Annotated in this window: 22 protein-coding genes and 1 pseudogene; 8 read left to right on the forward strand and 15 right to left on the reverse strand. The window is 70.2% G+C overall.

All coding sequences use genetic code 11. The features are described from left to right. The first annotated feature begins 24 nt into the window (after window positions 1-24). Complete coding sequence (locus tag Vau01_RS09010; RefSeq protein WP_203989179.1) at window positions 25-1,059, forward strand: zinc-dependent alcohol dehydrogenase; 1,035 nt, start codon at window positions 25-27, stop codon at window positions 1,057-1,059. Next, window positions 1,056-1,817, forward strand: coding sequence for an SDR family oxidoreductase (locus tag Vau01_RS09015; RefSeq protein ID WP_203989181.1), 762 nt, complete (start codon window positions 1,056-1,058; stop codon window positions 1,815-1,817). The genes Vau01_RS09010 and Vau01_RS09015 overlap by 4 nt, the downstream gene beginning before the upstream one ends. Window positions 1,818-1,832: 15 nt before the next feature. Here Vau01_RS09015 and Vau01_RS09020 read toward each other — a convergent pair whose 3' ends face one another. Then, on the reverse strand, window positions 1,833-3,707 hold the full coding sequence (locus tag Vau01_RS09020) for a substrate-binding and GGDEF domain-containing protein (protein WP_203989189.1): 1,875 nt from the start codon (window positions 3,705-3,707) through the stop codon (window positions 1,833-1,835). Between the two features lie 186 nt (window positions 3,708-3,893). Between Vau01_RS09020 and Vau01_RS09025 the strand changes: the two genes are divergently transcribed. Together Vau01_RS09025 and Vau01_RS09030 are read left to right on the forward strand one after the other, a co-directional pair. Then, the gene (locus Vau01_RS09025; RefSeq protein ID WP_203989191.1) at window positions 3,894-4,619 is read left to right on the forward strand and encodes a hypothetical protein; all 726 of its coding nucleotides are present in this window, start codon (window positions 3,894-3,896) and stop codon (window positions 4,617-4,619) included. Between the two features lie 2 nt (window positions 4,620-4,621). Next, window positions 4,622-5,230 carry an ankyrin repeat domain-containing protein gene (locus Vau01_RS09030; protein WP_203989193.1) on the forward strand — a complete coding sequence of 203 codons (609 nt, stop codon included), beginning with the start codon at window positions 4,622-4,624 and terminating at the stop codon, window positions 5,228-5,230. Here the strand turns inward: Vau01_RS09030 and Vau01_RS09035 are convergent. Genes Vau01_RS09035 through Vau01_RS09045 form a run of 3 tightly spaced genes read right to left on the reverse strand, consistent with a single transcriptional unit; the run spans window position 5,198 to window position 7,964 of the window. Beyond that, window positions 5,198-5,803 carry a response regulator transcription factor gene (locus Vau01_RS09035; protein ID WP_203989195.1) on the reverse strand — a complete coding sequence of 202 codons (606 nt, stop codon included), beginning with the start codon at window positions 5,801-5,803 and terminating at the stop codon, window positions 5,198-5,200. The genes Vau01_RS09030 and Vau01_RS09035 overlap by 33 nt on opposite strands. Further along, window positions 5,800-6,966: a sensor histidine kinase gene (locus Vau01_RS09040; protein WP_239151518.1), complete on the reverse strand. Its 1,167-nt coding sequence runs from the start codon at window positions 6,964-6,966 to the stop codon at window positions 5,800-5,802. The genes Vau01_RS09035 and Vau01_RS09040 overlap by 4 nt, the downstream gene beginning before the upstream one ends. Then, window positions 6,966-7,964 (reverse strand): hypothetical protein, encoded by a 999-nt coding sequence (locus Vau01_RS09045; RefSeq protein WP_203989199.1) that lies wholly within the window; start codon window positions 7,962-7,964, stop codon window positions 6,966-6,968. Before Vau01_RS09045 ends, Vau01_RS09040 begins: the two co-directional genes overlap by 1 nt. Window positions 7,965-8,149: 185 nt before the next feature. On the opposite strand from Vau01_RS09045, the gene Vau01_RS09050 reads away from it, so the two are divergent. Continuing rightward, window positions 8,150-8,992, forward strand: coding sequence for a Rossmann-fold NAD(P)-binding domain-containing protein (locus Vau01_RS09050; RefSeq protein WP_203989201.1), 843 nt, complete (start codon window positions 8,150-8,152; stop codon window positions 8,990-8,992). An 11-nt stretch (window positions 8,993-9,003) separates the two neighbouring features. Next, window positions 9,004-9,561: an anthrone oxygenase family protein gene (locus tag Vau01_RS09055; protein ID WP_239151441.1), complete on the forward strand. Its 558-nt coding sequence runs from the start codon at window positions 9,004-9,006 to the stop codon at window positions 9,559-9,561. Here Vau01_RS09055 and Vau01_RS09060 read toward each other — a convergent pair. Beyond that, entirely contained in the window at window positions 9,546-10,229 is a 684-nt protein-coding gene (locus Vau01_RS09060; protein WP_203989203.1) for a TetR/AcrR family transcriptional regulator, read from the reverse strand. The genes Vau01_RS09055 and Vau01_RS09060 overlap by 16 nt on opposite strands. A gap of 78 nt (window positions 10,230-10,307) precedes the next feature. On the opposite strand from Vau01_RS09060, the gene Vau01_RS09065 reads away from it, so the two are divergent. Beyond that, window positions 10,308-11,195, forward strand: coding sequence for an SMP-30/gluconolactonase/LRE family protein (locus tag Vau01_RS09065; RefSeq protein ID WP_239151443.1), 888 nt, complete (start codon window positions 10,308-10,310; stop codon window positions 11,193-11,195). 6 nt (window positions 11,196-11,201) lie between these two features. On the opposite strand, the gene Vau01_RS09070 is transcribed toward Vau01_RS09065, so the two are convergent. The 7 genes from Vau01_RS09070 to Vau01_RS09100 all read right to left on the reverse strand — a co-directional run bounded on the left by Vau01_RS09070 (window position 11,202) and on the right by Vau01_RS09100 (window position 19,044). Further along, window positions 11,202-12,248 carry an LLM class flavin-dependent oxidoreductase gene (locus Vau01_RS09070; protein WP_203989205.1) on the reverse strand — a complete coding sequence of 349 codons (1,047 nt, stop codon included), beginning with the start codon at window positions 12,246-12,248 and terminating at the stop codon, window positions 11,202-11,204. Window positions 12,249-12,323: 75 nt separating this feature from the next. Continuing rightward, window positions 12,324-12,866, reverse strand: coding sequence for a cupin domain-containing protein (locus Vau01_RS09075; protein WP_203989207.1), 543 nt, complete (start codon window positions 12,864-12,866; stop codon window positions 12,324-12,326). Window positions 12,867-12,877: 11 nt separating this feature from the next. After that, on the reverse strand, window positions 12,878-14,488 hold the full coding sequence (locus tag Vau01_RS09080; RefSeq protein ID WP_239151445.1) for a long-chain fatty acid--CoA ligase: 1,611 nt from the start codon (window positions 14,486-14,488) through the stop codon (window positions 12,878-12,880). 20 nt (window positions 14,489-14,508) lie between these two features. Next, a complete protein-coding gene (locus Vau01_RS09085) occupies window positions 14,509-15,513 on the reverse strand; it encodes an ABC transporter permease (RefSeq protein ID WP_203989211.1) in 1,005 nt (334 codons plus the stop codon). Then, window positions 15,510-16,499 (reverse strand): ABC transporter permease, encoded by a 990-nt coding sequence (locus Vau01_RS09090; RefSeq protein WP_203989213.1) that lies wholly within the window; start codon window positions 16,497-16,499, stop codon window positions 15,510-15,512. The genes Vau01_RS09085 and Vau01_RS09090 overlap by 4 nt, the downstream gene beginning before the upstream one ends. Beyond that, on the reverse strand, window positions 16,496-18,022 hold the full coding sequence (locus tag Vau01_RS09095) for a sugar ABC transporter ATP-binding protein (RefSeq protein ID WP_203989215.1): 1,527 nt from the start codon (window positions 18,020-18,022) through the stop codon (window positions 16,496-16,498). The genes Vau01_RS09090 and Vau01_RS09095 overlap by 4 nt, the downstream gene beginning before the upstream one ends. Further along, window positions 18,019-19,044 (reverse strand): sugar ABC transporter substrate-binding protein, encoded by a 1,026-nt coding sequence (locus Vau01_RS09100; RefSeq protein ID WP_203989217.1) that lies wholly within the window; start codon window positions 19,042-19,044, stop codon window positions 18,019-18,021. Before Vau01_RS09100 ends, Vau01_RS09095 begins: the two co-directional genes overlap by 4 nt. Before the next feature lie 132 nt (window positions 19,045-19,176). Here Vau01_RS09100 and Vau01_RS09105 point away from each other — a divergent pair, with 132 nt between their 5' ends. Continuing rightward, window positions 19,177-20,949 (forward strand): helix-turn-helix domain-containing protein, encoded by a 1,773-nt coding sequence (locus Vau01_RS09105; protein ID WP_239151446.1) that lies wholly within the window; start codon window positions 19,177-19,179, stop codon window positions 20,947-20,949. Window positions 20,950-20,965: 16 nt separating this feature from the next. Here Vau01_RS09105 and Vau01_RS09110 read toward each other — a convergent pair whose 3' ends face one another. The 3 genes and pseudogenes from Vau01_RS09110 to Vau01_RS09120 form a co-directional block, all read right to left on the reverse strand. Further along, entirely contained in the window at window positions 20,966-21,421 is a 456-nt protein-coding gene (locus Vau01_RS09110) for a DUF4190 domain-containing protein (protein WP_239151447.1), read from the reverse strand. Window positions 21,422-21,558: 137 nt separating this feature from the next. Next, entirely contained in the window at window positions 21,559-22,188 is a 630-nt protein-coding gene (locus Vau01_RS09115) for a TetR/AcrR family transcriptional regulator (protein ID WP_203989219.1), read from the reverse strand. 68 nt (window positions 22,189-22,256) lie between these two features. Beyond that, window positions 22,257-23,198 (reverse strand): annotated as a pseudogene (locus Vau01_RS09120) (branched-chain amino acid ABC transporter permease); the annotation flags it as partial. Window positions 23,199-23,214 lie beyond the last annotated feature (16 nt).

Raw genomic sequence — 23,214 nt, forward strand, 5'->3', positions numbered from 1 at the left:
CGGTCACGACATCAGGGAGAACGCATGACGCGCAGCGCACGCTACGTCGGCGATCGGAGGATCGTCGTCGGGGACGCCGATCCGGTGCCACCCGGACCGGGACAGGTCCGCATCGACGTCGCCTACACCGGCATCTGCGGCACCGACCTGCACATCATGCACGGCGCGATGGACCGCCGGGTGCACACGCCGGCCGTCATCGGCCACGAGATGTCCGGCCGGATCGCGGCGCTCGGCGCCGGCGTCACCGACCACGCCGTCGGCGACCCGGTGACGGTGATGCCGCTGGACTGGTGCGGAAACTGCCCGGCCTGTCACGCCGGACACACCCACATCTGCCACCGGCTCAACTTCGTCGGGATCGACTCGGCCGGCTCGATGCAGCACTCCTGGACCGTGCCGGCCCGCATCCTGGTCCCCCTGCCGGCGGACCTGCCGCTGCGCCGGGCCGCCCTGATCGAGCCGACGGCGGTGGCCGTGCACGACGTGCGCCGGTCGCGGCTCACCGCGGGCGAGCGGTCGGTGGTCATCGGCGCCGGTCCGGTCGGACTGCTCATCGCCAAGGTCGCCCAGACCACCGGCGCCACGGTCACCGTCGTCGAGATCGACCCGGATCGCCGGGCCGTCGCCGCCGAACTCGGCATCGCCACCGTCGACCCGACCGACGTCGACGTCGCCGCCCACGTGGCCGAGCAGACCGGAGGCGCCGGCGCCGACGTGGTGTTCGAGGTCTCCGGATCCGCCGCCGGCGTCCGCACGGCAACCGACCTGCTCGCGGTGCGGGGGCGGCTCGTCGTCGTCGGCATCCACCCCGCGCCGCGCGAGGTCGACCTGCACCGCGTCTTCTGGCGGGAGCTCGAGATGATCGGCGTCCGCGTGTACCAGCGCGAGGACTACGACGAGGCCGTCCGCCTGGTGCACGAGGAACGGATACCGGCGGACCGCCTCATCTCCCGCGTGGTGCCGCTCGAGGACGCCGCGGAGGCGTTCCGGGCGCTGGAGGCCGGCGGCGACGTCAAGGTGCTCATCGACTGCGGCGACCCGGGAGCGGACGCGTGAACCCCTTCGACCTGAGCGGCAAACTGGCCGCCGTGACGGGCTGCCGCCGCGGCATCGGCCTGGCGATGACGGAGGCCCTGGCCGCGGCCGGCGCCGACATCATCGGCGTGAGCGCGACGCTGGAAGCCGACGGCAGCGAGGTCGCCGATCGGGTACGGCGCCACCACCGCTCGTTCGTGCCCTACCGCGCCGACCTGTCCGACCGGGCCGCGGTCCGCACCCTGGCCGCGTGGCTGAACGACCACGACCGGCCGGTCGACATCCTGGTCAACAACGCGGGCACCATCCGCCGGGCTCCCGCCGAGACCCACAGCGACGAGGACTGGGACCACGTCCTGGAGGTGAATCTGTCCGCGCAGTTCGTGTTGGCACGCGAGGTCGGTCGGCAGATGCTGCGGCGCTCGACCGGAAAGATCATCTTCACCGCATCGATGCTGAGCTTCCAGGGCGGAGTCACCGTCCCCGGCTACGCCGCCGCCAAGTCGGGTCTCGCCGGCCTCACCCGGGCGCTGGCCAACGAGTGGGCCGGACGCGGCGTCAACGTCAACGCGATCGCCCCCGGCTACATCGCCACCGACAACACGCAGGGGTTGCGGGATCAGCCGGAACGCAACAGGACCATCCTGGAACGCATCCCCGCCGGCCGGTGGGGCCGCCCCGACGACCTGGCCGGCGCCACGGTCTTCCTGGCGTCCGCGGCCGCGGACTACGTGCACGGGGCGATCATCCCGGTCGACGGCGGCTGGCTCGCCCGCTGACCAGACCGCCGCGTGTCATGCGGCCCGGCTGGCCTTCCGCCGCAGCTTCGCCTCGTACATCGCCGCATCCGCGTGGCGCAACAGGTCCTCGGGAGAAGACGGGCCGTCGGCGGACGTCGCGACACCGATGCTCACACCGACCCGGACCTCCTGACCGTCGAGGATCACCGGGTCGACGAACGTGGCCCGGATCCGGTCGCTCACCTGTCGCGGTCCCTGCGGCAGGTCCACCCCGTCGAGGAGGATGACGAACTCGTCTCCGCCCAACCGGGCCGCGGTGTCACTGTCGCGCAGCAGGTCGGACAGCCGCCGCCCGACCCGCACCAGCAACTGGTCACCGACGGCGTGGCCGAGCGTGTCGTTGACGTGCTTGAAGCCGTCGAGATCCATGAACAGCAACGCCAGCCGGTGGTCCGGGTCGTCGACGGACCGCTGCCACGCCTGCCGGAGCCGGTCGGTGAACAGTGCCCGGTTCGGCAGACCGGTGAGGTGATCGTGGAGCGCCGCCTGACGCAGCCGCTCCTCGCTCTCGTGCAGCGATCGCAGGAGCGCGTGCTGTTCGAGCGCCAACGCCAGCAGCGCACTGGAGTTGTTCATCATTTCGCGGCCCGGCGGTGTGGTGTCCTGGATCCGGCCGACGGCGGCCAGGACACCCCAGTCGTGCGCCTCACTGCGGACCGGGACCACGAACACGACGTGCCCGGCCGCGCCGTCAGCGAGCGCGAACAGGTCGGCGGGCGGGAAATCGCCGACCCGCATGACCGGGTCCGCCGGCAGCTGTGCCGGGCCGTCGGCGTCGTACACGCCGACGATCTCGATCGCGGGCTCCGGGACGGTGCCGACGATCGCACCGGGACGGCTCGCCCGTCGCCACAGGCCCAGGCAGCCGGCGAGCGCCGGGGTGCGCCCCAACCAGGCCAGCCCCAACGGATCCCGGCCGTGCCGGCCGAGCAGTTCGATGCTCAGCCGGTACTGGATGTCCAGGGTCTTCTGCAGGTACGCGGTGTCCTGGAACTGCGCCCGGAACTGGTCCTCCGAGACCCGCAGGCCCTGTGGCGGGCACCCGCACGAATCGCGGGTGACCAGCTCCGACGCGACGGTGTGCGTCGCCGCCGGTGCGGGAGCCCGCGGTGTGGCGACAAGTTCGTACGCGAGCCGCCCCAGCCGGTCCAGCGGCTGGTTCACCGTCGACAGGCTCGGCCGCAGGAAGCGGGCGTCGGGGATGTCGTCGAACCCGACCACCGCGAGCGCGTCGGGCAGGTCGAAACCCGCCCCGGTCAACGCCCGCATCAGCCCGATCGCGTTCCGGTCGGTTCCGAGCACGATCGCGGTGGCGGGCATGCCGGCCGCCATCAGCTGCCCGGCGATCGTCACGCCGCCGCTCTCGTGGTTGTCCGGCGCGGGGAACAGCAAAGCCGGGTCGGGGACGATTCCCTTGTCCAGCAGCCCCGCCCGGTACCCCTCGTGGCGTTCCCGCAGGTCGAAGTGGCTCAGGTCGCCACCGAACGCGATCCGTTCGTGGCCGTGCTCCACGAGGTGGTGGACGCTGTCCCGCACGCCGCCCCGGTTGTCGGCGAGCACCACCGGACAGTCGACGCCGGCCAGCTCGTGGCCGATCAGCGCCACCCTGATACCGGCATCGATCAAGGCCCGCACGTAGTCGGGAGCGACCGCGGCCGGCATCACCACCACCCCGTCCAGGTGCCGCCAGGCGATGGGACGTCGGAAATCGGGTATCCCGCTGGAGTCGGCGCTCGGTGATCCGGGATCGAGGGTCTGAATGGCGATCGCCCGGTCGCCGTCCGCCACCGCGGCACGGTTCACCGCGGCGATCACGGCACCGTAGTAGTCCCCACCGACGAACGGGGTCAGCACTGCGAACGTTCGCACGCCACCTCCGTCTCGCCGGCCCCACCGGATCCCGCACGTCGCGCACGTCGGGCCTGTCACCACGTTCGGCAGGCACGGCCGGATTCTGAGGCTCCCGCGCGGCTCCCGCGAGGGACTCGACGACGCTCGCCCGCCTTGCGCGATCGGCAATGTGCGCAATGATGCGGACATGGCAGGTGGGAGATCATGACGGACGAATCCGGTCAGGCACCGGCGCCGAAAGACACCGACAACGCGGCACTGCGCGCCCAGGTCCTGGCGGCCGAGCACTGGAGCCTGCTCGCGACCCGCAGCAGCATCTGGCAGGAGATCTTCAGCCGCACCGGCACCTTCCTCACCATCCTCTCCGCGACGGTGGTGGCGCTGTCGCTGGTGGTGCAGGCGACCGGGTTCGAGACGAACTTCCGGATCATCGCGCTGCTGGTGCTCCCCGTGGTCCTCCTCGTCGGCATCGCCACCTTCATCCGCCTCATGGAGGCCGACGTCGAGGACGCCTGGCTGCTGATCGGGATGAACCGGCTCCGGCACGCATACGTCGAACTCGTGCCCGACCTCGACCGCTTCCTGGTCACCGGACACCACGACGACGAAGCCGGCCTCACCCAGACCTACAGCTTCCGGCGCCGCCTCGGGTTCGGCCACTTCCTCGCCGGATCGCCCGTCATCGTCGGAATCATCGACGCGGTGCTCAGCGGCGTGCTGGCCGTCATCGTGTGCACCGCGCTCGGTGCCCCCACCTGGCTCCAGGTCACGGCGGGCCTGCTGATCGCCCTCGGCACCGCCGCGGCCCTGGGCACCGTGCTGCACGGCCGGGTCAGCCGGTTCCGCCGCGCCTACCGGCCACAGTTCCCGACCCCGCCGGACACCGACGACAAGGGGCGCGAACGACACGTGCACGAGAGCAGCGAATAGGCATGGCGGAGGAACTGCACGATGCGGCCTGGAACGGCGACCTCGACCGTGTCCACGCACTCCTCGCCGACGGCGCCGACCCGAACGTGCCGGAGTTGGACGACACGGCGTTCGGCTGGTCCCCGCTGATGCTCGCCGCCCGGAAGCCCGGGGTGATGAAGGCACTCCTGGCCGCGGGCGCGGATCCGGCCTACGCGACGCCGAGCGGTGAACTGGTGGCGATGGCGGTGGCCCGGATCGGTACACCGGAGGGGCTGAGACTGCTTCAGGCGGCCGGTGCCGACCTGCGGGCGACGGACCGCGCCGGCAACAACGCGTTGATGGAGGCGGCCGGCGCGGGCAACCGGGACACCGTCGCGTTCCTGCTCGACCAGGGCCTGGGCGTCGACGACACGACGCACGACGGTGGAACGGCCCTCATGGCCGCGGCCGAGGCCGGAGAGGCCGAGGTGACGCGGCAACTCCTCGCGGCCGGCGCCGACCCGCGTCGACGCCTTCGCACCGGAACCCGTGCGGACCGGACCGCGATCGACCTCGCCGCCGAACACGGCCACGCGACCGTGGTGGAACTGCTGGCCTCACAGCCACCCGGCGTTGCGGGCGATCCGTAGGGCATCGATGCGGTTGCGTGCATTGGTCTTGGTGATGGCGCTGGACAGGTAGTTGCGAATCGTGGCCGGCGACAGCGACAGCCGTTTCGCGATCTCGGCGGTCGACAGGCCGGCCTCGGTGGCCAGCAGCACATCGGTCTCCCGCGGCGTCAGCGGGCTGGCGCCGGTTTCGAGGGCGTCGGCGATCAGGTCGGGGTCGATGAAGCGCTGGCCGGCCGCGACCCGGCGGACGCCGTCGGCCAGGCTGCGGGCCGGTGCGTCCTTGAGAATGAAGCCACGGGCGTGGGCCTGGAGGGCACGCAGGAGGTTCCCGGGTTGGCTGAGCCCGGTGAGGATGAGGGTGCGGCACTCGGGCAGCGCCGTGTGGAGCCGGTCGGTGGCGGTGAGGCCGTCCACCACCGGCAGGTCGATGTCGATGACCGCCACGTCCGGGCGGACCCGCAGCGCGGTGGGCACGATCTCGTCACCCCGTTCGACCTCCGCGACGACCAGCATGTCCGCTTCCCGGGCGAGCAGGGCGGCGACCGCGCCGCGGATGAGGTGCATGTCCTCCGCGATCAGGATCCTGATCACCACGGTTCCCGGGGAATCTCTACCTCGAGCCGGAACAGGCCGTCGGGGGTGAACTGAGCGGTGGCACGGCCGGACAGCAGATGCGCGCGGGCCGCCACGCCGGCGAGACCGCCGAGCAGGCTGTCGCCACGCGCCGCGTCCTGCAGGGCGTTGTCGTTGACGATGGTCAGCCGGATCCGATCGGAGGTGTTCCGGGTCGTGACCGACCATCTCGTCGCCCGGCTGTGCCGGAGCGTGTTGGTCGCCGCTTCCCGCACCGCCCAGGCCAACGCCTCGTCGACCGGGCCGGCCAGGTCCGACTCTCCGAGGTCGATCTCGGTATGAACGCCGGCCGCACCGAGCAGGGTCGTCGCACTGGCGATCTCGGACCGAAGCGTCACCGAGTGCTCGTCCCGTGTCACGGCTCGGATGTCGTGCAGGGCACGACGGGCGACGGTGGCCACGCGTTCCATCTCCGCGCGGGCGGCGGCGGGGTCGGCGGGCAGCAACGTCAGCGCGAGGTCGCCCTGCAGCGAGGTCGTCGCCAGGCTGTGGCCGAGCAGGTCGTGCAGGTCGCGGGAGAGCCGCACCCGTTCCCGGGTCGCGGCGAGGCGGGCCTGCGCGTGCCGCGCCTCGTCGAGTTCGGTCAGGGTCCGCGCCAGCCAGCCCGAACCGACGAGCGCGGCACTGCCCGCGGTGATGAGGGTGAGGGTGTACAGGACGAACACGACCAGCAGGCCGGGCCCGACGGTCGGATCGTGCCCGACGTACCAGCCGGCGGCCACGGTCTGGCCGACGATCGGGCCGGCGCACACGACCACGGCCAGGCGGCGGGGCAGCGTCATCGCCGCCGACGCGACCACGAACCATTGCATGATCGCCCAGTCCCAGGTGAACAGCGGCAGCGGAACGTAGACGAGCAGGCACACCCCGAGAAACGTCCAGGGCGCGCCGGCGGCCCGGCGGCCGTGTGCGGCGGCCAGGCTGTGACGCATCTGCAGCCCGCCGATGGCGGCCGCGGTGAGTGCCAACAGCACGGCGTCGGCCGGTTCGAGCTGGTGACGGGGAATCGTGACCACCGGCCCGGCGACCACGAACGGCACGTGGAGGGCGGCGAGGAACCACGCACTGCGCCGCGCCGTCCACGCCGGCACCCCGACCGTGTCGCCCGACGACGGGCGCATCACGACCGGGCCTCGACGTGCACACTCAGCCGGGCCGGCTCGTCGTCGCGACCGACCCGGATGACGCAACTGCGAACCGTCTCGTCGTGCAGAACGGCGGCGACATCGCGCTGGAGGTCCGACCGCAACCGCGCGTCGGCGGGCAGGTGGCGATCCGCGTCGGCGAACTCGACGCTGGTCGGAATTCCCGCCGCGGTGAGCAGCGCCGCTGCCGCATCGACCTCCGAGACGAGCGGGTGCAGGCGGTAGCTGCGCAGCAGCCGACGCACGTCGGCCCCGGCCTGCCGCGACGTCAGCACGGACGTGCGGATGTGCCGGGCGGTGGCCGACCGGTCCGACGCGGCGAGCCCGGCGGCCGCGTCCGCCTGCGCGGCGATCGTCTCCAGCGCCGACCCGACCACGGTCCGCACCTCACCGTCGACGCGCAGCCGCTCGTCGACGACCGCCTTCTCCGCCAACGCATCCTGGGCCGCCGAGAGTTGACGCAGCGCACGCAGCAGCCAGATGGGGACGAACAGCGCCGAGGCGCGCCACCAGAGGGCGAACACGTAGTAGGACGGTGCGGCCGTCACGGGGCTGTCGAGCAGCACCGCCAGGGGTGCCTGCGCGGCCACGAGCGCGAGCGCGACCACCAACGACCGCGGCCACGGCAGCACCAGCATGGCCGACACCGCGACGACGGCGAAGACCGGAAGCCAGTTGCTGCCGGCGATCGGGACGCCCGCACCGACGATCGCGGCCAGCCCGGCCACCGTCCACGCGCCGCCCGGCACCCGGGTACCGGACACGGCCGCGTGTACCTGCCACAGAAAGAGCGGCAGGTAGCAGGCCGTCGCGAGAACCGCCCACCCGGCGTGCTCGGACCGACCCGGATAGGTCAGGACGATGCCGAGTTGCACCAGCGCGAACGTGCTGCAGTACACGAGGACGGCGGGCACTGCCAGCCGCCCGATACGCGCCCACGGCCCATGGGCCCGGGACTCCGGTGCCCATCCCATGCCCGGGAGTCTCCCACGACGTGGATCACCTGACGAGGCACCGAAGTCCCGGCCCGCGCCGTGACAATTGTCAGTGCCGCCGCTCCGCATCGACGACGGCCGCCCGGTGACAAGAGTTCCTACCGGCCAATTCGTCCAACCGGCACTGTTCGGTGACCGACATCCACACCGGGAGGACGATCACCATGACACCGGAATCAGGGCACACGGTTCTGATCACCAACGGCACGGGCAAGACCGGGCGGCGGCTCGGGGAACGACTCGACCGTCTCGGCGTGCCGGTGCGGCTCGGCTCGCGGAACGGCGCGACGACGTTCGACTGGGGCGACCGGCGGACCTGGAAAGCCGCACTGGACGGGGCGTCCGCGGCCTACGTCACCTACGTTCCCGACCTCGCCGCGACCGGCGCGACCACGGTCATCGAGGCATTCACCGATGCCGCGCTGGCGGCCGGCACCCGACGCCTCGTGCTGCTGTCCGGCCGCGGCGAGGAGGAGGCCCAGGAGTGCGAGAAGATCGTCGCCGGTTCCGGTGCCGATTGGACCGTCCTACGCTGCAGCTGGTTCGCGCAGAACTTCGACGAGGGGTACCTGCTCGATCCGATTCTCGCCGGCGAGGTCGCCCTGCCCGCCGGCGACGTCGGAGAGCCGTTCGTCGACCTCGACGACGTCGCCGAGGTCGCCGCCGCCGTGTTGACCGGGGACGGCCACCTCGGCGAGGTCTACGAGTTGACCGGGCCGGGCCTGCTCACGTTCAGCGAGGCGGTCGACGTCATCGCCCGCACGGCCGGCATTCCGATCGTGTACCGCAGGATCTCCCCGGCCGAGTTCACCGCCGCCCTCGACCCGGAGACTCCGGCCGACATCGTCGAGCTGCTGAGCTACCTGTTCACCACCGTGCTCGACGGTCGCAACGCGCACCTGGGCGACGGCGTCCAGCGCGCCCTCGGCCGGCAACCCCGCGACTTCGCCGCCTACGCACACGCTGCCGCCGCCACCGGCGTCTGGACCGCGGGCGGAACCCGATGAGCCTCCGGACGGTGCAGACGATCTCACTGATCGCGGCGACGATGACGACGGGACTCATCGCCGGGGTGTTCGGGCTCTACGCGCACACCATCATGCGGGGCCTCGGCAACACCGACGACCGCACCTTCGTCGGTGCCTTCCAGGCGATCGACCGCGCCATCATCAACCCGTTGTTCATGCTGACGTTCTTCGGCGCACTGCTGCTCAGCGGTGTCGCCGCGGCGTCCCACCTCCGCGGTGACGCGCGGCGCGCGGCGCCGTGGATCCTGGTGGCCGGCGTTCTCTACTTCGCCACCGTCGTCATCACGATGACGATCAACGTTCCGCTCAACGACGCCATCAAGGCGGCCGGCGACCCGGACCGGATCGTCGACCTGGCGGCCGTCCGGGCGGATTTCCACGAGACGCGCTGGATCGCCTGGAACGTCGTGCGGACGGTGGCCACCACCGTCGCGTTCGGATGCCTCGCCTGGTCCCTCGTCCTGCACGGTCAGGTCCGCACCGCGGCGGGTGAATCGCGAACGCCACCCGCCGACCGGGTGATCGTGAAGGGTCACCCATCACCATGAAGCACCGGCGGGTGCTCGACGAGTTTCAGCGCGAGGGCGGCATAGAACTCGCCGAGTTGTTCCGGCGAGTCGGTGCCGTCGAGCCGGTACCAGCGCACGAGGTCGATACTGAGCGACAGCATCGCCCGGGTCACCCGTTTGACGTCGACCGGGGCGAAGGACCCGTCAGCGATGCCCCGCGTGACGGCGTCGTGGAAGAACTCGTTCGTCCGGTGCCGCAGTTCGAGGATCTCCGCGTAGTGCTCGGACGTGAGCGCCGAGAGCTCGAACTGGCAGACGCGGGCGGCGACATGGTGGCGAGCGTGCCAGGCGGTGTACCGCGAGATGATGGCGCCCAGCCGCTCGTCGGACCGGTCGATGTCGAGGACGGCGGGCTCCTGCACGGCGGCGAGCGCACGGTGGTGGCCGGCCAGCATGATGTCGAAGAGAACCGTTTCCTTCGAGTCGAAGTGGACGTACAGCGCGGCCGGGCTGAGACCGACGCCGACACAGATGTCACGGGTCGTCGTGCCGTGATAACCGTTCTTGGCGAAGCACCGCACCGCCGAGGTCAGCAGACTGCGCATGACCTCGGGCCGTTCCTGGTCCCAGAGATCGGCCGAGTCGTCGTGCAGCCGTGGATCGTCGGCCAGTTCCTCGACGGTGAACCGGGCCTGCCGTTTCGCCATTCGCGACCGCTCCTTCTGGGCCCTTGACACGTCCACTGTAAACGGTGACTATGCGCTTATTCACCTGAGGAGCGCAACGTGACCGGTCCGATGACAACGGTGGCCGACGGCTTCCACTTCCTTGAAGCACCCCGCTGGCACGCCGGGCGCCTCTGGTTCTCCGACTTCTACGGCTATCTCGTCCGGTCGATGCGGGAAGACGGGTCCGACATCCGCGAGGAGGCGAGCGTCCCCGGGCAACCGTCGGGTCTTGGATGGTTGCCCGACGGGCGGCTCCTCGTCGTGTCGATGCTCGACCGCACGGTCCTGCGCCGGGAGCCCGACGGCACCCTGTCGGTCCACGCCGACCTGGGCGGCCACGCGACCGGACACACCAACGACATGGTCGTCGACGCGCGGGGCCGGGCGTACGTCGGCAACTTCGGCTTCAACCTGATGGCCGGTGACCCGATCGAGACCGCCGCGCTGCACCGCGTCGACCCCGACGGGACCGTCACCGAGGTCGCCGACGACCTGTGGTTCCCCAACGGATGCGCGATCACCGCCGACGGCGTACTGGTCGTCGTGGAGACGTTCGGCAACCGGGTCACCGCGTTCGACGTCACCGACGGCGGTGAACTCGTCAACCGACGGGTGTGGGCGGAGTTCGGCCCACTGCCCACCGATCTCAGTGTCGCCGGGTCGCTCGCGCAGGTGAATGTCGCGCCCGACGGCGCGTGCCTCGACGCCGAGGGCGGGCTGTGGATCGCCGACGCCATCGGCAACCGGCTGATCCGGGTGGTCGAGGGCGGCACCATCACCGACGTGGTCGATCCCGGTTCGCCGGTGTACGCCTGCGGGCTCGGTGGACCGGCCGGCACCACGCTGTTCGCCTGTGCCGCCCCGGACTTTCACGAAGGCCCCCGCAAGGCCGCCACCGAGGCCCGCATGCTCGCCACCGAGGTGTCCGTCCCCGCCCCGAAGTGACGACCGTCAGCCCATCAGTTCAGCCAATGCGGCCATCTCGCGGTCGGGGTCGACGACGGGTTGGATGACGATCTCGTCGATGCCGGCGGCCTCCAGCGTCGCGATGCGCGCCACCAGTTCATCCCGCGTGCCGATCAGCGCGAGCTTGTCCACCAGCGACGGCACCACCAGGTCGCGGTCGGCGGCGTCGATGCGGCCGAGATAGTTGCGGTACAGGCTGCGGTGCCGGTCGGGCGCCGTCGCGGTGGTGCCCCGCCGCTGCAGCAGGCGTCGCACGGCGTCGGCCTCATCGGGCTCCAGCGAATCGCCGAACGCCGGGTTGTCGGCCGCGAACGTCAGGAGGGCCATCGCGACGTGGCCCATCGAGTCCTTCGCCAGGTCGCTGTGGCGGCTTTCCCCGTCGTCCAGCACATGTAGCGACGTCATCACGTACGAGTCGGCGCGGGCCGGCTGCCCGGCGGCCACGGCCGCCTCCCGCCGCGTCTCGTGAAATGCCGTCCACAGGTCGGGAGCGAGCAGCCCGAAGGAGATGATGCCGGCGCCCAGGCGGCCGGCGATCGCCGCGGCTTTGAGTCCGAACGCCGCGACGACGAACTCCACCGCGTCCTGCGTGTTGACGTAGGGACCGACGTGCAGGAACCGGACGTCGCGCGTCCGCGCGCCTTCCGTGTACGCCGTCTCCCGCCCGGACGTGAGATCCTGCAACGCTCGCGTGAACTCCTCGAGCCGGGCCATCGTCGTCGGCAGCATGCCGAGCGTGCGGCGGGCAGTGTTGCCGGTGCCGACGCCGCAGATCACCCGGCCCGGCGCGATCGCGTTGAGGCTCGCCACCGCGGCGGCGGCCGCCGGCGCCGAACGTAGGGCCGGAGAGGTGACGCCGATCCCCAGCTTGATCACGCTCGTCGCCTTCGCGCACAGCGCCAGGGCGACGAACGGATCCCCGTTGACCATCGGCGTGTCATAGACCCAGAAGCTGGTGAACCCGAGCTGCTCGGCCCGTGCGGCCAGGTCTTCGACTCCGGGCCGGGCGGTGACCACGATTCCAGTGCGCATCGGCACTCCAACGGCTGGGAGGGGCGGTTCCGGCGCTTGTGACTAAGCGCATAGTCACCGACGCTCGTCCCGGTGTCAAGGCACCCGCGTGGCGCCGATCTGCACGTAGCACATGAAGGCCGGCCGATCGCTCTTGTTCTTCCACGCGTGCCTGGTCCCGCGCTGGACCACGCACGTCCCGGGCGTCAACGTGATCTCCGCGCCGTTGTCGAGTTCGAGGCACAGCTCGCCCTCGACACAGATCGCGTAGTCGACGGTGTCCGTCGTGTGCATTCCCTCGTTGCCGTCCTCGAACGGGTCCAACAGACCGGGAAGCTTGTCGGCGACGTCGCTCCGCACGGCCTCGGGATCCGGGGTCGGCGCGGGTTCGTCGGAGTGGGGAGCCCACCGCAGGAAGATGACGCGGCTGCCGCCGACGCCGGGGAAATAGGGCCGCATGACCGGCATCGGGTCCGGCTCGCCGACCGTCGGAGCCCCGTCCTGCGTACCCCACATCATGTAGAACTCGGCTCCGGGCAATGCCAGGACCTCAACCGGTTCCGGGTGACGTTCGTCGACGAAGACCGCGTCACCGTCGGAGTTGTGGCCGGTGACGACAAGGCGCGGTTCGAAGGGCATGTGGGTTCCTTTCAGTCCGAGTCGGAAGTCTGGTCGACGAAGCGCTGCCGCAACGCCTGCTTCGACAATTTGCCGGTGGCGGTCTTCGGGATCTCGCTCATCATTTCGATGCGCTCGGGGATCCACCACGATGCGACCCGGTCGCGCAGGTGCGCCCGAACGTCCTCGGGCGTGAGGTCGGTCCCGGCGGACGGAACGACACAGGCCACCGGACGTTCACCCCACCGCGGATCGGTCACGCCGATGACGGCGGCCTCCTTGACCCGCGGATCGGACATGACCGCGTTCTCCAGGGCAACCGACGAGATCCACTCACCGCCCGACTTGACCAGGTCCTTGGTGCGGTCGACGATGCGCAGGTACCCCCACTCGTCGATCGTCGCCACATCGCCGGTGCGGAGCCAGCCGTCCGGGGTGAACGCGTCCGCTCCCACGTCGGTGCCGAAGTAGGCGCTGGCGATCGTCGCTCCGGCCACCTGCAGTTCCCCCGGGGAGCTTCCGTCGCGCGGCTGCTCCACGCCGTCGTCGGAAACGACCCGCATGTCGGTCAGCGGCACCGCCGGCCCGGGGGTGCCGAGCAGCAGCCGTCGGGCGTCACCGTCGAGCCCGGCGTGGTGCGTCCCCAGGCGGGAGGTCGTGACGACGGGACTGGTCTCGGTCATCCCCCACGCGTTGATGAGCGGGATCCCGAGGGCCTTCTCGTACGCGCTGGACAGCGCGTCGTCGACGGCTCCGCCGCCGCACGCGATGTGGCGCAGGCTGCTGAGGTCGTGGTTCTTCAGGACCGGGACCAGGTCACGCCAGACCGTCGCGACGGCGGCGCTGAACGTGGCGCGGTGCCGGGACAGGAAGGAGACGAGCTCCTCCGGTGTGCTGGTGGGTCCCGGCAACAGCAGGTCCGAACCGCACTGCATCGCCGCGTACGGAAGCCCCCAGGCATTCACGTGGAACATCGGGACGATGGGCGCGACGACGTCCCGCTCGCTCAACGCGAAGACGTCCGCGCCGAGCAGAAGGAGGCTGTGCAGGACGACGGACCGGTGGCTGTAGAGGACCCCCTTGGGATTGCCGGTCGTTCCGGACGTGTAGCACAGTGACGCGGCCGCGTTCTCGTCCTCGACGGTGTTCTCCAGCGGCACGTCGGACTGCTGGCCGAGAAGCGTCTCGTAGTCGAGGATCCGGGGGTCGTCCGGTATCGGCATGTCACCGCCGTCGTCCATGACGACGACGTACCGGACGGTGCGGAACGTCGAGACCAACGGCCAGACCACCGGCAGGATGGTCCGGTCGACGAACAGGACGTCGTCGGCCGCGTCGTTGACGATGAACGTGACCTGTTCGTGGAACAGCCGGTGGTTGATCGTGTGCAGGATCCGGCCCGAGCTCGGGATCGCGAGGTAGAGCTCGACGTGGCGCTGGCTGTTCCAGGCGAACGTCCCGACACACGCGTTCGCCGGCACGCCGAGGCTCTCCAGGACCCGCGCCAGCTTGCGGACGCGGGGCGCCACGTCGCGCCAGGTCGTCACGGTCTCCGTGGCACCACCGGAGATGATCCGCTTGTGCCCGAAGGTGGCCTCGACCCGGGACAGCATCGACGGGATGGTCAGCGGCCGATGCTGCATCAGACCGCGCATGGGGTGTGTCACGTGGCTTCGTGCCTTCCGGGCTCCAGCTGCGGGTGAGACTGCGGATGGGTGAGGCGGGTGCGCTGCCGGACGAGCGCACGGTGCAGATCCGGGGCGTCGACGACGACGATGACGCCGAGCAGGCTCGCGAAGAACAGCTGCGTGACGTATCCCGGAACCGCGGTGACCGTCACGATCTCGGCCAGCATGGCCACCGCCAGGATCCCGCCGAGCAGACCGGGTGCGGAGCCGCGCCCGCCGGCGAGGGACACCCCACCGAGCAGGGCGGCGGCAGCGGCCACGATCAGCGGCTGAACACCGGGGTCGGGGTTCGCCGATCCCAGGCTGAAACTCAGCAGCGAGCCGCCGAGCGCCGACAGGACACCGGAGACCACGAACGTGCCCACGATCAGACGGTCGACCCGCACGCCCGCCACCCGGCTCGCCCGCCGGTCGCCACCGATCGCGCGCAGCTCGTACCCCCACCGGGTGAAGGACAGCACGGCCGCCGCGAGGACGAAGAATCCGAGCGTGATCAGGCTTCGCGGGGAGAAGTACGTCAGCACCGTCTGGTCGACCCACAGGGTCACCGACACGTTCGAGTAGGTCTTCGTGAGTCCACCGGACAGCGCGCTCGTGAGTCCGAGCAGGGCGATGTAGGTCGCCAGGGTGACCGGCATCGACGGCAGCCGCAGCCCGGCGATCAGACCACCCTGCAGCAGGCCGATGGCCGCCCCGGCGGCCACCGCCGCGAGCAGGCCGTAGAGGGCGTGCTCCGGCCCGACCTGAACGGTCAGCATGCCGCCGAGGGCGTACGTGCCCACCACCGACAGGTCGAACTCTCCCGCGATCATCGTCAGTCCGAGCGCGAGGGTGAGCAGACCGAGCCGCGCGAAGATCTGGAACGTGTTGTAGACGTCGAACGGGGCGACGGTCGAGTCCGTGTACGTCGGGATCAGCGCGAACGCGATGACGGTGATGGTGAGGGCCGTCGTCGGCAGGAGCACCTCGGGTCGCCTCATGCACGGCCCTCCTTCGAACGCAGGTGCACGATGACGACGACGAACAGGACGATCAGCCCCTTGACCATGATCTGGACTCCGGTGGAGTAGCCGCGCAGCAGCAGGATGTCCGACACGGCCGCGATCAGCACCGCGCCGGCCAGGGTGCGCAACGCGGACCCGCGCCCGCCCGCGACGGACGTGCCGCCGGCGAGGACCGCGGCGATGGCGTCGAACGTGAGCGTGCCACCGAGGTTGACGTTGGCCGACGTGTTGAAGGCGGCGGTGAACACGGCCGTCACCGCGAACAGGGTGCCCGCGCCGAGCCAGGCGACCGTGGTCGTCAGCCCGACCGGCAGGCCCGCGGCGCGGGCCGCCGGACGGTTCTCACCGACGAGGTACAGCCGCCGTCCGAAGCTCGTCCGTCGGAGGCTCCACTCCACGATCAGGGCCAACGCGATCAGGACGTAGACACTCAGGGCCACGCCACCGGGTGTGGCGTTGAGGCTGTCGTATCCGGCATCGGTCGGCGACACCGTCGATCCGCCGCTGATGCCGATCGCCGTTCCCGTGATGGCGAAACTTGCCGCGATGGTGAGGACCACCGGGTTGGCGCCGGCATAACCGACCACGGCGCCCTGGACGCCGGTGACGAGCATTCCGCACATCACGGCGATGAGCAGTGCCGGTCCCAGACCGAGCGACTGGGTCGCCAGGAAGATCATCCCGACCGCCGCGACGGTCGGCGAGATAGCCAGCGACACCGCGGACCCGCCGATCGTGATCAACGTCAGGCCGAGCGCCGCGATCCCAACCAGACTGGCCGACGTGATGATCGCCTTGGCGTTCGCCACCGTCGCGAAGCGATGGGTCGACAGGCCGACGACGACCGCCACCAGCACAGCGAGGACCACAGTCGCGGTGATGGCGATGTCGACCCGGGACCGGTGCCGGCTCCGTCCGGCCGGTGTCGCGTTGGGCCGGGTCGGTATGGAGAGGACCTTCACGATGCCGCGCCGTGGGTCATCTCGCGAACCAGCACCGCGCCCGCCGTCGTGCCCTCGTGCCGCTGAACCGCCACGCCCTTGTGCATCGTGACGACGACGTCGGCGAGGTCCAGCAGTTCCTCCAGGTCGGTCGAGGTGAAGAGCACCGCCACGCCCCGGTCGGCGGCCGCCCGCAGGAGGGCGTGGATCGCCGCGCGGCCACCGATGTCCACGCCCCGCGTCGGATCGTCGAGCAGCAGCACGCGGACGTCGTCGCGTCCGAGGCCGCGCCCGACGAAGACCTTCTGCTGGTTGCCGCCGCTCAGGGAGCGCACGGCGTGGTCGGCGCGCGCGGCTTCCAGGCCGCACAGCTCGACGAGCCGGGCCAATGTCGCCGACCAGACCCGGCGGTTGACCACCCCGAGCCGGGTGACGTGCGGCAGGCGGGTGGCGAGCAGGTTCCAGCTCGTCGGCTTGTCCAGAAACAACCCCTCCGACTTGCGGTCGTTGGAAACAAAGGCAATTCCGGCCCGGATCGCGGCCCGCGGCCGGCCCGGGCCGACCGCGACGCCGTCGACGGTGATGCCGGCGGTGGCCGACGGCACGAGCCCGGCGATCGCGCGCAGCACGTCGGAGGCACCCGACCCGAGCTGACCGGCCACGGCACACACCTGGCCGGCCCGCAGGACGATGCCGAAGTCGTCGACCCGGCCGGGCACGGACAACCCGGAGACGGCGAGCGCCTCGGCGCCATCGCCGGTGTCATCCTTGGTCCGCTTGTCCGGTCGGTGCGGCAACTCGCCCAGCATCTGCACGATGAGCGAGTCGATCGTCAGGTCGGCGACCGGCGTGGTCGCCACGACCTCGCCGTCACGCATCACCGTGACGTTGTCGCACAGGTCGAGCACCTCACCGAGCCGGTGCGAGACGAACAGGATGGCGCAGCCCGTGGTCACCACGGTGCGGACAGCCGCGTACACGTAGTCGCTCTCGACGTCGCTGAGGGTGGCGGTCGGCTCGTCGAGGATGACGAGCCTCGCGTCCTGGCCCAGTGCCCGCGCGATCTCTATCAACTGGCGCTCGCCGATGCTCAGGTCCGACAGCGGCCGGTCGAGATCGACATGGCCGAGGCCGACGCTGTCGAGCAGGGTCCGGAACCGCTTGCCGGCGGCACGTCGCCGCGTGATCCAGCGGGTCCGCACGTCTCCCAGCATCAGATTCTCGGCGACCGTGAGCGACGGGACGACGCTCAGCTCCTGGTCGACCAGCGCGATCCCGTTGCCCTGCGCGACCTGCCGGCTGCGCAGGTCGAGCACCTCGCCCCCGATGCGGATGGCCCCGCTGTCCGGTGTCTCCTGCCCGGACAGCATCTTGACGACCGTGCTCTTTCCGGCGCCGTTGTGCCCGCACAGCGCGTGGATCTCGCCGCGCGCGATGCTGAAGGACGCCCTGCGGACGGCCCGCGTGCTGCCGAAGCTCTTGGTCAGGCCCTCCGCGCGGACCAGCTCCTCGCCGGGCCGCGCGAAGGGCGCTGCCGGGTTCACGCCTTGCTGCACTGTTCCTCGAACTGCGCGACGTTCTGGGCGGTCACCCGGTCTTCCTTGACGAGTTCCTTCTTCGGCGGGTTCTCCCCGTTGAAGTACCGGATCACGTAGTCGGCGGTCTGCTCGGCGATCGTGCCGGGGTCCTCGGTGGCGGTTCCGTACAGGGTGCCGGCCTTGATCGCGTCGATGCCCACCTTGAAGCAGTTGCTGGCGGTGACGATGACGCCGGTCTTGCCGCCGACCTCACAGCCGGCCTGCTTCGCCGCCGCGACGATCGGGAGCGCCATGTAGTCGGCCATGCCGAAGGCGCCCTGGATACCCGAGCAGCCGTACTTGGCGAACAGCTGGGTGGCGATCTTGCCGGACAACGTCGGATCCCAGTTGCCGTCCTGGTTGTCGACGACCTTCAACCCCGGCGTCTTGGCCAACTCGGCGTCGAAAGCCTTCATCCGGTCCTGCGACGCATACCCGGACTTGGTGCCGGTGATCACGATGATGTTGCCGGAGTCCTTGCCCTGGCCCTTCAGCCCTTCGACGAGGTTCTGGGCCGCCGCGATCCCGAGCGCCTCGTTGTCGGAGAGGACCTGCATGACGTCACCGTCGACGGACGGGTCGGGCCGGCCGTCGAAGACGAGCACGGGAATCTTCGCCTGCTTGGCCTTCTTGATCGGCACCACCGTCGAGGAGGTGTCGAGGAGGGCCGCCACGATCAGGTCGGGTTTGTTGGAGATGGCCTGGTTGAAGTTCGTCACCGCGGTGCCGGGGTCCATCGTGGTGAGGTCGACGACCTTGGCGCCCTGGGACTCGAGCTTCTTGATGAACACGCTGTTGAAGTAGGCGCCCCACGGGTTGTCCTTGCCGTAGCCGACGAAGTCGATCGTCTTGCCCTTGAGCCCGCCACTGCCCGACGTGGCCGCCTGGTCGCCGGAGGAGTCGTCTCCGCACGCGGCCGTCGTGAGCGACACACACAGAAGGACTGCGGCCAGCGTTCGGAACCGGTGCGCGAAATGGACCTGAAACATGCCAGACTCCCGATTTACCCGGTGCTTGTGATGCGCGTCACCACTCCGGGGACTTTAGGGCTGGAGAGACGCTTCGGAGAGAGACGTTCTTGCCACTGTTCATGGGCAGACGGTGTGCATATCCTCCACCGTGTGGAAAACGCTGATCTCGCGTCGTATCGCATCCGGCGGGAGCGGGAGCTCGGCGCGCTGTACGCGACTGCGCGGTCGTTGACCGCTCTCGGGGAGCTCGACGCGGTGCTGGAGTCCATCGTCCGCGAGGCGCACGAGCTCGTCGGTACCGACTTCACGTACCTCTCGCTGGTCGACCCCGAGGGCGAGCTGAGGCTGAAGGCGTCGCAGGGCACGATTTCGCCGTCGTTCAACCAGGCGCACGTGCCCTCGGGAACCGGTGTCGGTGGCCGGGTCATCGCCAGCGGCGCTCCGGCCTGGGTCAGCAACTACCTGCAGGCGCGGGATCTCCCGCACGACCGGACCTTCGACGATCTGGTCATTCCCGAGGGCATGGTGGCGTTACTGGGCGTCCCTCTCCTGGTCGGAGAGGAGGTCATCGGTGTCCTGTTCGCCGCCGACCGCACCGAGCGGCCCTTCGAGCCCGACGAGGTGGCGTTGCTGAGCGCATTCGCCGATCACGCGGCGATCGCCCTCAACAACGCCCGGCTGTACGACGAGAGCCGGTCGGCACTCAAGCAGTTGCAGGCCGCATACCTCACGATCGAGCGCCAGGTCGCGATCATGGAACGGGCGCAGTCCGTCCACGAGTCGCTCACCCACGTGGTGCTCAAGGGTGGCGGCGCCGACGAGATAGCCCGGTTGCTGGTCGACCACCTGCAGGGAGCGGTCACCGTGTTCGACCGGTCCGGCGCCGTCGTCGCCCGGTGTTCGCTCGACCCGGACCTCGACACCGGCACAGCCCAGCAGCCGTCCGACGGCGCGGTCGAACAGGCCCGCCGGTCCGGACGATGGGCGACGACCACCGACAGCACCGGTCGGTGGCACACCGCGGCAACCGTGCAGGCGGGCGACACCTACCTCGGCGCGGTTCTGCTGACGCGGGTGGAGGCGCCCACACCGGTCGACATCCGCACGGTGGAGCGCGCCGCACAGATCATGGGACTGCTGATTCTCAAGGACACCGCCGTCGCCGAGGCCGAGGAACGGGTCCGGGGCGAACTGCTCACCGAACTCCTGGTCTCCGCCCCACCGGTGGGTTCCGCCCAGCGGGCGCGCGCTCATGCCCGGGGCGTCGACATCGCGTCGCTGAACGTCGTCGTCGTCGCGATGTCGGAGACCAGATCCGCCTCCGACGTCGGCCGTCGACTGCGTGCGCTGTCCTCGGAATGGAACGGGCTCGCCGGGGAACACCGGGGTCGCGCGACGCTCCTCGCCGCGGCGTCCGAGCCCGCCCTGGTCGCGGAGACGGTGCACGCCCGACTCCGTAAGGAGCTCGGGTCGGCGGTCCGGGTGGTCGCGGAGCGGGTCGCCGACGACAACTGGGGACGGGCGTTCGAGCTGGCCAGCAGGTGCTGCGACCTCATGCGGAACCTGGGCGTGACCGATCTCGGGTCGACGGCAGAGCGGTACGCCATGTTCGCCCTGCTGTTCGACACCGACCGCGCACAGGACCTCGACCGGTTCGTCACGGACACGCTGGGGCCGCTGCTCGTCTACGACGTGCGGAGGTCGACACAGCTGGTGGTCACCCTGTCGTCGTACTTCGGAAACTCCGGGAACCTCACCCGGACGGCCAAAGCACTGCGGGTACACATGAACACCCTGCTCAAGCGGCTCGACCGGGTCGAGGGCATCCTCGGCGACGACTGGCGCGCGCCCGACCGGGCCCTGCAGCTCCAGATGGCGCTGCGGCTGCACGGTCTGCGGACGCAGACCGGCCGGACCACATGACGCGGACGCCGGCCGATCACGACTCGGTTGCGGCCCCGAAGAAGCCCATGGCGAAGGGCACCCAGAAGGCGAGCCAGAGAACAAACGCGATCCAGCCGATGATGACGCCGGCCAAGGCCACGCCGCTCCCTTTCTGGAGGTACGGCTGGAGGATCCGAAACACCCCTTCGCGATCCTCGGGTGCGACTCCCACCGGACGGTGCACCATCTGGCGGGCGCCCTCTACCCGCTGCCGGATCTGCTTGCGGGCGACGTGGCCCATGATCGCCCCGATCAGGGCCGGGAAGCCGCACACGAACAATCCGCACAGCGAGATGACCAGGCTCGCCACCGCAAGCGTCTTGGCCCGCGGGTAGAGGTCGAGCCCGGCAGTGGGCAGGCGAGGCCGGTATCGCGTGCCCGGGGTGAGCCTGGTACCCAGGGGCAGCATACGCCTGGTTCGCAGCCGGCCACGACGGATCTTGCGGACCACCGGGTTGCTGTGGGTAGGACATGTCGACGCTCCACGCCGTGAAATGGCCCGGTGTCCCGCTAAGGACCGGCTCGGGCCAGCGTAAACATGGCGGTCCACTGCAGAAGTCACCGCAGTTGCCCGATGTCGGACGGCCTCTAAAGGAGCTCCTCCGCCGCATCCTTCAACGAGGTCAGGACGCCGCGGGTGTGCGGCGTGTCCGGGAGCACGGCGAGGAGCAGTGGAGTGCTCGAGAACGACGTCTGGTGGATCATCAGGCGGCGAACCCATTCCATGCCCGCCGCCGACTCGGCAACCGCATCGGTGGCGCCGCCGCTGCGCACCCAGTTACCGAGCGCCGAGCGATGGATCGCGTCGATGAGGGCCGCGAGGGCGATCGGCTGGAACGACGGGGTGTCGGGCGGAAGGTGATCGCGTAGGAACGCACGGGTCAGCGCCACGTACCGCTCGTGTTCGACGATTTCCCGCTTGCGCAACTCGGGCACGATGCGCGTCAGTTTGTACCGTCGCAGGGCCAGTTCGGGCCGGCTGAGGAAGTCGCGCAGGGACTCCTCCGTGGCCGCGATGACGGCATCGACCGGATCCGTGCCGGGAGCGGATTCGACGAGACACCGCTCCACCAGCCCGAGGCGTTCGGTGTGGTCCGGGAACACCAGTTCGTCTTTGCTTTCGAAGTGCCGGAAGACGGTGCGACGCGACACGCTGGACGCCTCGGCGACGGCTTCGACGGTGACGTTCGCGTACCCCTCCTTCAGGAACAGGGCCATCGCCGTCTCCGAGATCCGGTACTTGGTCTCGAGTATTCTTCCGGAAGTCACCGACAGGTGCCCTATCCTCACTTGGTGTCGCGCGAGCGCTGCCGCCGGGCCAGCCATTGGCCCCGAACGGTACCCCAGATTCCACGACGGAACAGCAGCACCACCAGCACGAAGACGGTGCCGGTGACCAGGTCGATGCCGTGGAAGCCGGACGAGGCGAGGTAGTCGGCGAGCATCACGTTCAGGAACGCACCCACGGTCCCTCCCCACAGGGTTCCGATGCCGCCGAGCACCGTCATCAGCACGACTTCGCCCGAGGTGCTCCAGTGCAGTTCGGTCAGCGCGACGAAACCGTGGTTGATGGCGAACACGCCGCCGGCCAGGCCGGTCAGTCCGGCCGACAGCACGAACGCGATGACCTTGTACTTCTCCACTTCGTAGCCGAGGGCCCGGGCCCGCTGGCTGTTGTCGCGGATCGCCACCAGGACCCGTCCGAACGGCGAGTGCACGATGCGCCAGGCCGCCCACATGCCGAGCAGGAGGATCGGCAGGGCCGCGTAGTAGAAGTAGAACGACTCCGTCTCGATCAGCTCGATGCCGAAGAACGTCCGGGGCACGCCCTGCAGCCCGTTCTCGCCGCCGGTCAGGTCGCTCCACCGGTAGCCGATGAAGTAGACCATCTGCGCGAAGGCGAGGGTCACCATGGCGAAGTAGATCCCGGACCGGCGCACCGACACGTACCCGATGGGTAGGGCGAGGATCATCGCGAACACCGCGCCGCCGAGGACGGCCACCGGAAACGGCACGCCGTAGTGCGTCGCGATCAACCCGGTCACGTACGCCGAACTGCCCCAGAACGCCGCGTGGCCGAAGGAGAGCAGGCCCGTGTAGCCGAGGAGGATGTCGAGGGCGATCGCGAACAGTGCCAGCGACACGATGTCCATCGCCACCGGCGGATAGACGAACCAGGGCAGCGCCAGCGCCGCCGTGAGGCCGACGGCCAGCAGGATCCATCGCAGCTTCGGGCCGCTGCGC

Origin of the sequence: Virgisporangium aurantiacum (assembly GCF_016863635.1) — a bacterium.
GTDB lineage: Bacteria > Actinomycetota > Actinomycetes > Mycobacteriales > Micromonosporaceae > Virgisporangium > Virgisporangium aurantiacum.